This window comes from Caballeronia sp., assembly GCF_049581465.1.
Classification (GTDB): domain Bacteria; phylum Pseudomonadota; class Gammaproteobacteria; order Burkholderiales; family Burkholderiaceae; genus Caballeronia.
Genome location: NZ_JBAUSA010001401.1, coordinates 1 through 12942, shown reverse-complemented (window position 1 = coordinate 12942; position 12942 = coordinate 1). Strand labels below are relative to the sequence as shown.

The following is a 12942-nucleotide window of genomic DNA, read 5'->3' as shown; positions in this document are numbered from 1 at the left end:
TGCGCGTCGTGCCGACCGCCGACCTCAACGGTACGCTCGGCATCGCGATCGGCGTGTTCGTACTGATGATTTACTACAACTTCAAGATCAAGGGCGCTGGCGGCTTCGTTCACGAACTGCTGTCGGCTCCGTTCGGCGCGCATCCGTTGTTGTGGATCCCGAACCTTGCACTCAACATCATCGAGTTCGTCGCCAAGACGGTTTCCCTCGGCATGCGGCTGTTCGGCAACATGTACGCGGGTGAACTGTTGTTCTTGCTGATCGCACTTCTGGGCAGCATGTGGCACTTCGGCGCGGACGCTTCCGTGCTCGGCTTTCTCGGTCATGTTGTTGCAGGCACGGTCTGGGCGATCTTCCACATCCTGATCGTTCTGCTGCAAGCGTTTATTTTCATGATGCTCACGCTGGTGTACCTCGGCCAGGCGCATGACACGCACTAACACTGCGCGGAAAACAGAAAACAGCTTCAAATCTTTGTCTCTATAAAACCAGTTCCAAAGTCTTTTTCACATAGGAGTAGTCATGAACGCTTTCATCGCCAACATCCAGGGTCTGACCGCCATCGGTATCGGCATTATCATCGGCCTGGGTGCAATCGGCGCCTGTATCGGTATCGGCCTGATGGGTGGCAAGTACATTGAAGCGTGCGCCCGCCAGCCGGAACTGATGAACCCGCTGCAAACCAAGATGTTCCTCTTGGCTGGTCTGATCGATGCGGCGTTCCTGATTGGCGTTGGTGTGGCAATGCTGTTTGCGTTCGCAAACCCGCTGCTGTCGAAGCTCGCAGGCTGAGATTCCTCGGAAGTGTGCGTCTAACCTAAGTGTGATGGCGCAGGACGGAACGGGCAACGGCGCTTAATCGATGAACCCTTCGATCAAGCGCCTTGCCGTTTAACTCTCCGGATTAGCAACGTTTAAGGAAACACCGTGAATCTCAACGCAACCCTGTTTGCGCAAATGGTCGTGTTTCTGATCCTCGCGTGGTTCACGATGAAGTTCGTGTGGCCGCCGTTGATCAACGCCCTCGATGAGCGCTCGAAGAAGATCGCCGACGGGCTGTCGGCTGCCGAAAAGGGCAAGGCCGAACTCGAAGCCGCCCACAAGCGCGTCGACCAGGAACTCGCGCAAGCCCGTACCGACGGCCAGCAGCGTATTGCCGATGCTGAAAAACGCGCAGTCACTGTCGCCGACGAAATCAAGGCTAACGCCCAGGCTGAAGCCGCACGTATCGTGGCGCAAGCCAAGGCTGACGCAGACCAGCAAGTCGTTAAAGCGCGCGAAGCCTTGCGCGGCGAAGTCGCGGCATTGGCCGTGAAGGGCGCCGAGCAGATCCTGAAGCGCGAAGTCGATCAGTCGGTTCACGCCGACCTGCTGAATCAACTCAAAACCGAGCTCTGATCATGGCCGAACTTGCAACCATCGCCCGTCCCTACGCCGAAGCTCTATTCCGCGTGGCCGAAGCGGGTGAGCTCGCCGCCTGGTCTGACTTCGTCGAGGAGCTGGCTCAGGTTGCTCGCTTGCCGGAATTGCTGTCCATCGCGACGAGCCCGAAAGTGAGCCGCGATCAAGTCAGCGACGTGCTGTTGTCGGCGGTGAAATCGCCTTTGGCGCAAAAGCCCGAGGCAAAGAACTTCGTGGCGATGCTGGTGGATAACCGCCGGCTGACCCTGATGCCGGAAATCGCCGTCCAGTTCGACGAACTGAAGAATGCCCGGGAAGGTGCGGCCGACGCGTTTATCGTTAGCGCGTTTCCGCTGGAAGGCGCACAGTTGGCCGATCTCGTCGCGAACCTGGAACGCAAGTTCCACTGCAAGCTGAAACCTGCCGTTGAAGTCGATTCGTCGCTGATTGGCGGCGTGCGCGTAACGGTAGGCGACGAAGTACTCGATACCTCGGTCCGCGCGCGCCTCGTCAGCATGCAGACGGCTTTGTCCGCCTGACGCGTTTCCTGCGCCGGCGCACGCAACAGAATTGACCGATTTGACTATCAGGAGTGACTCATGCAACTCAATCCCTCTGAGATCAGTGAGCTGATCAAGAGCCGGATCCAGGGCCTCGAAGCGAGCGCGGACGTTCGCAATCAAGGCACTGTGATTTCCGTGACCGACGGTATCGTGCGTATCCACGGTTTGTCGAACGTGATGCAGGGCGAAATGCTCGAATTCCCGAACAACACGTTCGGCCTCGCGCTGAACCTAGAGCGCGACTCGGTCGGCGCCGTGATTCTGGGCGAATACGAACACATCTCGGAAGGCGACATCGTCAAGACGACGGGCCGCATTCTCGAAGTGCCGGTGGGCCCGGAACTGCTCGGCCGCGTGGTCGACGCACTGGGCGTGCCTATCGACGGTAAAGGTCCGGTCAACGCGAAGATGGCCGACGCTGTCGAAAAAATTGCGCCGGGCGTTATCTGGCGTAAGTCGGTGTCGGAGCCGGTTCAAACGGGTCTGAAATCGATCGACGCGATGGTTCCTATCGGCCGTGGCCAGCGCGAACTGATCATTGGCGATCGCCAGTGCGGCAAGACGGCCGTGGCTATCGACACGATCATCAACCAGAAGGGCAAGAACCTCTTCTGTATCTATGTCGCGATCGGCCAGAAGGCTTCGTCGATCATGAACGTGGTGCGTAAGCTGGAAGAAAGCGGCGCGATGGAATACACCATCGTGGTCGCGGCTTCGGCTTCGGACTCGGCCGCCATGCAGTACCTGGCACCGTACGCCGGCTGCACGATGGGCGAATACTTCCGCGACCGCGGTCAAGACGCGCTGATCGTGTACGACGATTTGACCAAGCAAGCGTGGGCGTATCGTCAGATTTCGCTGCTGCTGCGCCGTCCGCCGGGTCGTGAAGCGTATCCGGGCGACGTGTTCTATCTCCACTCGCGCCTGCTGGAACGTGCGGCTCGCGTGTCGGAAGAGTACGTCGAGAAGTTCACGAAGGGCGAAGTAAAGGGCAAGAGCGGTTCGTTGACGGCGCTGCCGGTCATCGAAACGCAAGCGGGCGACGTGACCGCCTTCGTTCCGACGAACGTGATCTCGATTACCGACGGCCAGATCTTCCTGGAAACCGACCTGTTCAACGCCGGTATCCGTCCTGCTATCAATGCAGGCGTGTCCGTGTCGCGAGTCGGCGGTGCGGCGCAGACCAAAGTCATCAAGAAGCTGTCGGGCGGTATCCGTACCGACCTGGCGCAGTATCGTGAGTTGGCGGCGTTCTCGCAGTTCGCTTCGGACCTCGATGAAGCCACGCGCAAGCAGCTCGAACGTGGTCGCCGCGTGACGGAATTGCTGAAGCAGCCGCAGTATCAACCGCTGCAAGTGTGGGAATTGGCGATCGCGCTGTTCGCGGCGAACAACGGTTACCTCGACGATCTCGAAGTCGCACAAGTGCTGCCGTTCGAAAAGGGCCTTCGCGATTTCCTGAAGACGAAGCACGCCGACATGATCAATCGCATCGAACAGAACAAAGACTTGTCGAAGGACGACGACGGCGCATTGCATACCGCGCTGAAGGACTTCAAGAAGTCGGGCGCTTACTGATCTCGTATTGGTCGAACTTTGAAGCGGCGCGGGCCGCTTCCAGCAGTTGAAGAAGCATCCCGCGCCACTTCGATCATGGAGTAAGCAATGGCTGGAATGAAGGAAATCCGCGGCAAGATCAAGAGCGTGCAAAACACGCGCAAGATCACGAAAGCGATGGAAATGGTCGCTGCGTCGAAAATGCGTCGCGCGCAGGAGCGCATGCGCTCGGCACGCCCGTATGCCGACAAGATCCGCGACGTGGCTGCTCACATGAGCGCTGCCACTCCCGAGTATCGCCATCCGTTCATGATGGAGAACAAAGGCGCGAAAGCGGCGGGCATCATCCTCGTCACGACCGACAAAGGTCTGTGCGGCGGCATGAACACGAACATCCTGCGTGCCACGCTCCTGAAGTTCAAGGAGCTTGAGCAGCAGGGCAAGACGGTCGAAGCGTCGGCTATTGGCACCAAGGGTTTGGGCTTCCTGAACCGGCTGAAGGCCAAGACCGTGTCGCAAGTCACGCACCTCGGCGATACCCCGCATCTGGAAAAGCTGATCGGCGCGATCAAGGTTCAGCTCGACCTGTATTCGGAAGGCAAGATCAGCGCGGTGTATCTGGCGTTCACACGCTTCGTCAACACGATGAAGCAGGAAGCCGTGATCGAGCAATTGCTGCCCTTGTCGGCGGAAGATTTCGCTCGCAAGGACGGTCTCGATGCCAATAGCGAAAGCGTGACGCCGAAGTCATCGTGGGATTACATCTACGAACCGGATGCGCAGACCGTCGTCGACGAACTGCTGGTGCGTTATGTGGAAGCGCTCGTCTTTCAGGCGGTCGCGGAGAACATGGCGTCGGAGCAATCGGCACGGATGGTCGCGATGAAGGCTGCGTCGGATAACGCGAAGACGGTGATCGGCGAATTGCAGCTCGTGTACAACAAGAGCCGGCAAGCAGCGATTACGAAGGAATTGTCGGAAATCGTGGGCGGCGCTGCCGCAGTCGGTTAATCGGCCGAGTCGAAACAAACGAACTGCGCCTGTCGCGCGAGTAGAGAATTTAGTTAAAGGAAATGCGATGAGTACAACTGCTTTGGTAGAAGGCAAGATCGTACAGTGCATCGGCGCCGTGATCGACGTGGAATTCCCGCGTTCCGACATGCCGAGGATTTACGACGCGCTCGTTCTGGAAGGCTCCGAACTGACGCTGGAAGTCCAGCAACAGCTGGGCGACGGCGTGGTTCGTACGATTTGCCTGGGTGCGTCCGATGGCTTGCGCCGCGGCACGGTCGTGCAGAACACGGGCAAGCCGATCAGCGTGCCGGTCGGCAAGCCGACGCTCGGCCGGATCATGGACGTGCTGGGTCGTCCTATCGACGAAGCCGGTCCGATTAACTCGGACGTCACGCGTGGCATTCACCAGAAGGCCCCGGCCTTCGAGGAATTGTCGCCGTCTACAGAATTGCTCGAAACCGGCATCAAGGTTATCGACTTGATCTGCCCGTTTGCCAAGGGCGGTAAGGTCGGTCTCTTCGGTGGCGCCGGTGTGGGCAAGACCGTGAACATGATGGAACTGATCAACAACATCGCGAAAGCGCACGGTGGTTACTCCGTGTTCGCCGGTGTTGGTGAGCGTACCCGCGAAGGGAACGACTTCTATCATGAAATGAAGGACTCGAACGTCCTGGACAAGGTCGCGCTGGTGTACGGCCAGATGAACGAGCCGCCGGGCAACCGTCTGCGCGTGGCACTGACGGGCCTGACGATGGCTGAGCACTTCCGCGACGAAGGTCTGGACGTGCTGTTCTTCGTCGACAACATCTACCGATTCACGCTGGCAGGCACGGAAGTGTCGGCACTGCTCGGCCGTATGCCGTCGGCAGTGGGCTATCAGCCTACGTTGGCTGAAGAAATGGGCAAGTTGCAGGAACGGATCACGTCGACGAAGACGGGCTCGATTACTTCGGTGCAAGCCGTGTACGTTCCCGCGGATGACTTGACCGACCCGTCGCCGGCGACCACCTTTGGTCACCTGGACGCAACGGTTGTGTTGTCGCGTGATATCGCTTCACTGGGCATTTACCCGGCTGTGGATCCGCTCGATTCGACCTCGCGTCAGATCGACCCGAACGTGATTGGCGAAGAGCACTACAACATCACGCGCGGCGTGCAGCAGACGCTGCAGCGCTACAAGGAATTGCGCGACATTATCGCAATTCTGGGCATGGACGAACTCGCGCCGGAAGACAAACTCGCGGTCGCGCGTGCTCGTCGGATCCAGCGTTTCCTGTCGCAGCCGTTCCACGTCGCGGAAGTCTTCACGGGCTCGCCGGGCAAGTACGTGCCGCTGAAGGAAACCATTCGCGGCTTCAAGATGATCGTGGACGGCGAATGCGATCACTTGCCGGAACAGGCGTTCTACATGGTTGGCACGATCGACGAAGCGTTCGAAAAGGCCAAGAAGATCCAGTAAGGGTCGGGCGGGCGTTTGTTTCACGTGAAGCGGACGCCTCTTGATACGCTCAACCAAGATTGGGAGTCGATATGGCAGCAACTATTCAAGTAGACGTCGTCAGCGCGGAAGAGCAGATCTTCTCGGGCAAGGCGAGGTTTGTCGCGCTGCCGGGCGAAGCGGGTGAACTCGGCATTTTGCCGGGCCACACGCCGCTCATCACGCGGATTCGTCCGGGTGCAGTGCGTATCGAAGCGGAAAATGGCGACGAAGAGTTTGTGTTCGTCGCCGGCGGGATCCTGGAGATTCAGCCAGGCGTGGTAACGGTTCTAGCCGATACCGCGATCCGTGGTCAGGATCTCGACGAAGCCAAGGCGCAGGAAGCGAAGAAGCGCGCGGAAGAAGCGCTGCAGAACACCGGTTCGAACCTGGAATACGCGACCGCGCAAGCGGAACTGGCGTATGCGACGGCGCAGATCTCGGCGATTCAGCGGCTGCGGAAATTGCGCGGGCAGCACTAAGTTTTTTGCGGGTTTGGGTTCAAAAAAAGCAGCCTTCGGGCTGCTTTTTTTATGGCACGCGGAACACGAGTTCATCACTTCCTCCGATGCAAATCTGCATATCGAACATGCGCGGATGCCTTGCCTGTTGCGGGTAAGACTGAATTCCGCCCAGATATCGCAGAAGGCACAATTGCCGTTCCGAATCGCATCGAAAGCGCTGAGCTTTTGAACCAGGCGATTCCCACGGAGGAGACCTTCGATGTCAACCCAAGATACGCACGCCGGGGCACAGATCGAACCAATCGGCGGCGTTTCCTACGTTCGCGGCTCGACTGACATTCCGCTGAGCGACGCCACCGTTTCTCGCTTCCTACTCGATACCACCGCGAAATTCCCCGCGCGTCCAGCGGTCATCTTTCGCGAGCAAAACATTCGCTGGACGTGGCAACAGTTCGCCGATGAAGTCGACGTCCTCGCCTCCGGTCTATTAAGCCTCGGCGTGGAAGCGGGCGATCGCGTGGGCATCTGGTCGCCTAATCGCGCCGAATGGGTGCTGACACAATTCGCGACGGCGCGCATCGGCGCGATTCTGGTGAACATCAACCCGGCGTATCGACTGGCGGAACTCGAATACGCGCTGAACACGGTCGGCTGCAAAGCGCTGGTCGCCGCGGAACATTTCAAGACATCGAAGTATCTTGAGATGCTCCAGGCGCTCGCGCCCGAACTTGCCGTCGCCGAGCCCGGGGCCCTCCATGCCGCGAAGCTGCCGGATTTACGGGCGGTGATCCGGATGGGCGAGGGCACGACGCCCGGCATGCTGCGTTTCCCCGATGTCATGTCGCGAGGCCGCGCGCAACTCGACACAGCAAACCTCGGCGCAAAGGAATCGACGCTTTCGGCCCACGACCCCATCAACATCCAGTTCACGAGTGGCACGACCGGCAATCCGAAAGGCGCAACACTCACGCACCATAACGTCGTCAACAACGGCCGTTACATTGCTCGCTGCATGCTGCTCACCGAGCAGGATTCGCTTTGCATACCTGTCCCGCTCTATCACTGTTTTGGCATGGTGCTGGCCGTGCTCGCGGCCGTTTCGGTTGGGGCGACAATGGTCTTCCCGGGCGAAGCCTTCGATCCCGCAGCCACGCTTGCCGCTGTCGATGAAGAACATTGCACGGCGCTCCATGGTGTCCCGACGATGTTCATCGCAGAACTCGATCATCCCGACTTCAGCAAATACGACCTGAGCCGGCTGCGCACCGGGATCATGGCCGGATCGCCGTGTCCGATTGAAACCATGAAGCGCGTGGTCGCGAAGATGAACCTGCGCGAAATCACGATCGCGTACGGGATGACCGAAACGAGTCCCGTCTCATTCCAGAGCTCGACCACCGATCCGCTCGACAAACGCACCACGACCGTCGGCCAGATTCAACCGCATCTGGAGGTGAAGCTCGTCGATCCGCTCGGCGAAATCGTGCCGCTCGGCGAAGCGGGCGAGCTATGCACGCGCGGGTATTCGGTGATGAAAGGCTACTGGGGCGACGAACCCCGGACGCGCGAAGTGATTGTCGATGGCTGGATGCACACGGGCGACCTGGGAACACTCGACGCGCAAGGATATTGCAACATCGTCGGCCGTCTGAAAGACATGCTGATTCGCGGCGGGGAGAATATTTACCCGCGCGAGATCGAGGAATTCCTGTTCAGGCATCCCAAGATTCAATCGGTGCAGGTATTCGGCGTCCCGGACATCAAATATGGCGAGGAGGTTTGCGCCTGGATCGTTGTCCGACCCGGCGAGCACGCCACCCCGGAAGAGATCCGCGAATTCTGCAATGGGCAAATTGCACATTACAAGATTCCGAAACATATCCGCTTTGTCGATGAGCTGCCGATGACCGTAACAGGCAAGGCCCAGAAGTTCGTCATGCGGGCACGAATGATCGAGGAGTTGAAGATCTCCGAAACGAAAACGGCGTAATGGGGAAAAGTCGCAGCAAAATGCAAAAAACAGTCGCCGGAATAATCACGGGGACTGTTTCAATACGACGCAAACGTTTGTTCGGACGAAAAAAAAGCGGGCCTGGAGCCCGCTAAAAACCACACGCTACGGGGTTAGCGCGAGGAGACCAAGGGTGGGACAGGCTGAAAATATTCTTCAGCCAACGACCTCAACAAACATGTCCCAAAAAATGGGATTCGGCAGTTGCCGAGCGTCGAGTCGTTCCGAACCGTTGCAGTTTAACAACGCTTCACTCGCTCACATCCGTGTTGAAATCGTTGAAGAGATTGTGGGCGATTATTCCCGGCATCGCGGTAACAAAGTGTTTCAGGTTGTAACCCTTGACGCACAAGGGTTCGCAGTTATTTCGACCCATTTTGGCCGATAATTTCAATTTGTCAGGTTGTTTTTTCCAGTAATTACAAAGCGCTGGTGGTGTCAAGCGTGATCCGAAATTTTTAAGAACAATCCCAAAATCATCCGCGCGATCACGCGATGAATGGGTTTAGAAAGAGCTTTGGAGACAGCGGCATGACCATCGATGCAGACATCCTCGCGTACTACGACAAAGTGGCCAGCGCGTTTCCGCCGCTTCCCGCCAATTCCGACGCGTTGGCGATTCGGCGGCAATTCAAGGAGGTGGCGCGCGAATTCGCGATGCCGCGCCCGGCGGGCATTCGAGTCGAGGAAATGGTCTTGCCGCTCGCTGGCCGTGAACTTCGAGCGCGGCTGTATCGGCCGGAGCGGGCGAAGCGCAGCGACTCGCTGCCGCTGATTATGTATTTGCACGGCGGCGGTTGGGTCGTGGGCGATCTCGATACCCACGACCTGCTGGTCGCGCAGCTCGCGGTGGACGCGCATTGCGCCGTGGTAAGCGTGGATTACCGGATGGCGCCCGAAGCGCCTTTCCCCGCACCAGCCGACGACGCGCTCGACGCCCTGATATGGCTCGCCGAGCATCGTTCGCGACTGGGTTTCGCGACCGATCGGCTAGGCGTCGCCGGCGATAGCGCGGGCGCCCATCTGGCGGCGGTCGCTGCGCGCGGCGCCAACAATCGCGTTGCCGGTCTGGTGACTGCCCAATTGTTGCTGTATCCCGTCGTGCGCTTTCTCTTCGATGGCGGAAGCTACACGGCCAACGCGGATGGGCCGGGCCTGAGTGTCGAAGAGCTGAAGTGGTATTGGGCGCAATTCCTCACGGCAAGGCCTCCAGCCGCCGAGGACGTGCGCGCGTTCCCGCTTGCACAGCCGTTCGACCGGAGGCCCGCTCGCGCGCTAATCGTGGCAGCCGCCTACGATCCGCTCTACGACGACGCCTTCGAGTTCGCGAAGTTTCTGGAGGCGAACGGCGGACTCGCCGAAGTGATCGATGCGAACGACATGACGCACGGTTTCGGCCGCGTGCAAGCTCACTCGAAAGCGGCGGCTGCGTGGATGAAAGGCATTAGCCAGCGCTTCGGCGAATTGCTCCGGGCGCCGCGTTGAGCTCGTAGCGCGTTACTTCAGCCATTTATCGACAACGGCCTGAAACTCGCCCGTCGAGCGCGACAGGTGCAGCCACTGGTCGACGTATTGCTGGAACACCACGTCGCCGCGCGGCAACAGATAGGCCTTCTCGCCGAACTGGAACGGCTTGTCGGGGTGAACCGAGCACAAGCCCGGATTGAGCTTCTGTTGAAGGAGCGTTTCGGAGGCATCGGTGACCATCACGTCGGCGTGGCCGTCGAGGATCTGCTTGAAGATCGTGACGTTGTCCGGGTACTCGATCAATTGAGAATGCGTGAAGAACTGCTTCGCGAATTTCTCGTTCGTGCCGCCGGGATTCACGATCGTCCGCACGCCCGGCTGGTCGATTTGCTCGACGGTCTGATACTTGTCGACATCGGCGCAGCGCACGATCGGCGTCTTGCCGTCCACCATGTACGGCTGCGTGAAGAACGCACGCTTTTGCCGATCGAGCGACGTGGACACACCGCCCACCGCAACATCGCATTTCGCCACGAAGTCGTTCATCAAACTGGACCACGACGTCTTCACGAACTCCGCTTTCACATTCAGCGACTGCGCCAGGTTCTGCACCATGTCGATGTCGATTCCCTCGAATTGGCCGTCGGGCCTAAGAAACGAATACGGCTTGTAATCCCCCGTCGTACAGACGCGCAAGGTGCCGCGCGCGATGATTTCATCGAGTCTCGATGAGGGCGCGGCGCTCGACGGAGCGGAAGCGGTCGATTGGCCCGTGACGCTGCCGCCGGAGACGGTCTGCGCGCTTGCGCTTACATAAACACCGGTGAATAAAACGCAAGCGGTGGCAGCGCGCAAAAGATCAGCGACGCGATCGGCGAAAACTTTCATCGACACTCCTTGAGGGGATTTTCGCCGCCGATGATATCGGCTGCCCGCACCCTTGAACATGGGCGTCGTTGCCTGTTCGACGCGCGGCCATAACCCCGGAACCGCACATCAGGTCCGGTAGAATGCTCTTTTGCCTAACGCCCTCAGCCACGTGCCATCCATGCTCCTGAACGATACTTTCCTGCGCGCGCTGCAGCGCCAGCCGACAGACTACACGCCGATCTGGTTGATGCGTCAGGCAGGCCGCTATTTGCCCGAGTACAACGCCACGCGTTCGCGCGCAGGAAGTTTCCTGGGCCTGGCGACGAATCCCGACTATGCGACGGAAGTCACGCTGCAACCGCTCGAACGTTTCCCGCTGGACGCTGCGATCCTTTTTTCCGACATCCTCACTATTCCCGACGCGATGGGCCTCGGCCTGAATTTCGTGCAGGGCGAGGGGCCGAGATTCGAGCGCACGGTGCGAACGGAAGCAGACGTGGCGAAGCTGAGCGTGCCGGACATAGACGCCAAGCTGCGCTACGTCACCGACGCGGTATCGCAGATTCGCCGTGAGCTCACCGACGCGCAGGGCCGCCAGAAAGTGCCGCTCATCGGGTTCTCCGGCAGTCCGTGGACACTTGCGTGCTACATGGTGGAGGGTGGAGGATCGGCGGACCACCACACGGTCAAGGCGATGGCCTACACGCGGCCCGACTTGATGCATCGGATGCTCGACGTGAACGCGCAAGCCGTGGTCGCTTACCTGAACGCGCAGATCGAAGCCGGTGCGCAAGCTGTGATGATCTTCGACACCTGGGGCGGCGCGCTCGCTGACGGCGCCTACCAACGTTTCTCGCTCGACTACATAGCGAAGGTGGTGGCGGGGCTCAAGCGCGAGCATGACGGCGTGAAAGTCCCGGTCATCACGTTCACCAAGGGCGGCGGGTTGTGGCTCGAAGAAATCGCATCGATTGGGGTGGATGCGGTTGGCCTCGACTGGACCGTCAACCTCGGGCAGGCCCGCGAGAAAGTGGGGGATCGCGTGGCGCTTCAGGGCAATATCGATCCCGCCGTGCTGTTTGCGACGCCTGCAGTGATCCGGACCGAGGCGCGGGCCGTGCTCGACAGCTATGGCAATTTCCCGGGCCATATATTCAATCTGGGCCATGGCATCTCGCAGTTCACGCAACCAGAAAGCGTGGCCGAACTGGTCGATGAGGTGCATCGGCACAGCCGGGCGATTCGAGCACGAACGTAAGTTAATTTCGGATGAGAAAATTGTGCGATGCAGTATTGCGGGCCCGTCGATGCTGCGCTGCGCCGCTCTACGAAGGCTTCGAAACGCCCGTCATTTGGCCGTCTTCATCTTGTCAAGTGTTGACTTATGCACATTTTGTACGTTGCGGCGCGGAAACTTCGCTTACAACCGACCGGCCATCCGAAGTCTGCTCAAGCTGTGTGCAAGTGTATGATTATTAATAGAAAATTGATGATCGCCCGATATGTGGGTTATCGCACATTGCTCGTGAGATCGCCACTCTTGTGCGGTGTCAACCAAAGTTCTCAACAAAGTTATCCACAGGCCTGTGGAAGGCTCCGAAATCTCAAAAATCATCCGAAACTTAGCGCTGACTATGATGTTTCACTTTAACTATCGGCCGCAAAGCTTGATGTTCAGGTGGACCCATTGCGGCAGTGCAGCTTGGCGGCGGTACGCCAATTGAGCCTTTTCGTGCGCGTCGCGCTGGATCATCCACTGCTTACGCTTTTCGATTATCGATACGATCTCGCGGCGGCCCCGCAGCCCGGCATGCTCGTGCGCGTGCCGTTCGGCCGCCGGGACGCAGTTGGCCTGATTTGCGAAGTCACCGACCACAGTGACGTGCCGCCCGGCAAGCTGCGCGATGTCGCCGACATCTGTGAAGCCCTGCCGCCACTCGCCGACGAATGGCGCGCGCTGACACGCTTCGCCGCCGAGTACTACCAGCGCGGTCTCGGCGAGGTCGCCATGCCGGCGTTGCCGCAGGTTCTCCGCGATGCTTCGCGCTGGGCGAAGCTGCTCGCGCCTGACGAGCGGTATCGGCTGCTGCCGGAAGGGCGCGCGAATCTGCCTGACGC

General features: G+C 59.3%; 13 protein-coding genes and 1 pseudogene. 13 read left to right on the top strand and 1 reads right to left on the bottom strand.

The window, feature by feature from the left end; all coding sequences use genetic code 11:
- From WCA53_RS33900 to WCA53_RS33850, 11 genes are all read left to right on the top strand, one after another.
- On the top strand, positions 1 to 440 hold a 440-nt coding region (locus tag WCA53_RS33900; RefSeq protein ID WP_423922471.1), incomplete at its 5' end, for a F0F1 ATP synthase subunit A.
- An 82-nt stretch (positions 441 to 522) separates the two neighbouring features.
- The gene (gene atpE, locus WCA53_RS33895) at positions 523 to 792 is read left to right on the top strand and encodes a F0F1 ATP synthase subunit C (RefSeq protein ID WP_244826609.1); all 270 of its coding nucleotides are present in this window, start codon (positions 523 to 525) and stop codon (positions 790 to 792) included.
- Between the two features lie 135 nt (positions 793 to 927).
- A complete protein-coding gene (locus WCA53_RS33890) occupies positions 928 to 1398 on the top strand; it encodes a F0F1 ATP synthase subunit B (protein ID WP_423922467.1) in 471 nt (156 codons plus the stop codon).
- 2 nt (positions 1399 to 1400) lie between these two features.
- A complete protein-coding gene (locus WCA53_RS33885; protein ID WP_423922462.1) occupies positions 1401 to 1940 on the top strand; it encodes a F0F1 ATP synthase subunit delta in 540 nt (179 codons plus the stop codon).
- A 60-nt stretch (positions 1941 to 2000) separates the two neighbouring features.
- Entirely contained in the window at positions 2001 to 3542 is a 1542-nt protein-coding gene (gene atpA / locus WCA53_RS33880; RefSeq protein WP_423922457.1) for a F0F1 ATP synthase subunit alpha, read from the top strand.
- 87 nt (positions 3543 to 3629) lie between these two features.
- Entirely contained in the window at positions 3630 to 4532 is a 903-nt protein-coding gene (atpG, locus tag WCA53_RS33875) for a F0F1 ATP synthase subunit gamma (RefSeq protein WP_423922455.1), read from the top strand.
- A 67-nt stretch (positions 4533 to 4599) separates the two neighbouring features.
- Positions 4600 to 5994 (top strand): F0F1 ATP synthase subunit beta, encoded by a 1395-nt coding sequence (gene atpD / locus WCA53_RS33870; protein ID WP_423922452.1) that lies wholly within the window; start codon positions 4600 to 4602, stop codon positions 5992 to 5994.
- A 71-nt stretch (positions 5995 to 6065) separates the two neighbouring features.
- Positions 6066 to 6494 carry a F0F1 ATP synthase subunit epsilon gene (locus WCA53_RS33865; RefSeq protein WP_423922449.1) on the top strand — a complete coding sequence of 143 codons (429 nt, stop codon included), beginning with the start codon at positions 6066 to 6068 and terminating at the stop codon, positions 6492 to 6494.
- Between the two features lie 241 nt (positions 6495 to 6735).
- The gene (locus tag WCA53_RS33860) at positions 6736 to 8466 is read left to right on the top strand and encodes an AMP-binding protein (protein WP_423922446.1); all 1731 of its coding nucleotides are present in this window, start codon (positions 6736 to 6738) and stop codon (positions 8464 to 8466) included.
- A gap of 154 nt (positions 8467 to 8620) precedes the next feature.
- Complete coding sequence (locus tag WCA53_RS33855) at positions 8621 to 8875, top strand: hypothetical protein (protein ID WP_423922441.1); 255 nt, start codon at positions 8621 to 8623, stop codon at positions 8873 to 8875.
- Positions 8876 to 9018: 143 nt separating this feature from the next.
- Complete coding sequence (locus WCA53_RS33850; protein ID WP_423922437.1) at positions 9019 to 9972, top strand: alpha/beta hydrolase; 954 nt, start codon at positions 9019 to 9021, stop codon at positions 9970 to 9972.
- A 12-nt stretch (positions 9973 to 9984) separates the two neighbouring features.
- Here WCA53_RS33850 and WCA53_RS33845 read toward each other — a convergent pair whose 3' ends face one another.
- Positions 9985 to 10842, bottom strand: a complete 858-nt coding sequence (locus WCA53_RS33845; protein WP_423922432.1) for a transporter substrate-binding domain-containing protein — start codon at positions 10840 to 10842, stop codon at positions 9985 to 9987.
- 151 nt (positions 10843 to 10993) lie between these two features.
- On the opposite strand from WCA53_RS33845, the gene hemE reads away from it, so the two are divergent.
- Positions 10994 to 12082: a uroporphyrinogen decarboxylase gene (hemE, locus tag WCA53_RS33840; RefSeq protein ID WP_423922474.1), complete on the top strand. Its 1089-nt coding sequence runs from the start codon at positions 10994 to 10996 to the stop codon at positions 12080 to 12082.
- 462 nt (positions 12083 to 12544) lie between these two features.
- Positions 12545 to 12942: pseudogene (locus WCA53_RS33835) on the top strand (primosomal protein N'); the annotation flags it as partial.